1 protein-coding gene is annotated in these 331 nt (G+C 70.4%); it reads right to left on the bottom strand.

The window, feature by feature from the left end; translation table 11 throughout:
* Positions 1–331, bottom strand: a 331-nt coding sequence (locus ACYJSS_RS30705) for a type VI secretion IcmF C-terminal domain-containing protein (RefSeq protein ID WP_459481285.1), incomplete at both ends; no start/stop codon positions are given.

The following is a 331-nucleotide window of genomic DNA, read 5'->3' as shown; positions in this document are numbered from 1 at the left end:
GCAGCCGCTCTCCGCTCCTGGCGTGGGTCCAGCTCAGGCGCGCGCCGGGGTGATCGCTCGCGCTGGGCCAGTCGAACCGTTGCCAGCGTTCCCGCTGGTTGAAGTACGCCAGGCGATGCCCATCGAGGGTCAGGGTGGTCTGCACGAGGTCGCGTACCGGCTTGGCCCGCAGCTCGAAGGCGATGCCCATGCCGCCGTCGGTGTAGAGCACATCGGCCAGTTCGGCGAGCCGATTGACCGCCGCGAGGAACGCGGGGTCGAGGCGCAGCCCCTGGCCCTGGGTGCTTTCGGGCACCCAGCGATTGCCGTCCTTGCGCAGCACGCCACCCAA

The sequence above is a fragment of the Pseudomonas sp. No.21 genome (assembly GCF_054558415.1).
The sequence above is the reverse complement of the archived record's forward strand: the minus strand, read 5'-3'. Positions and strand labels throughout refer to the sequence as shown.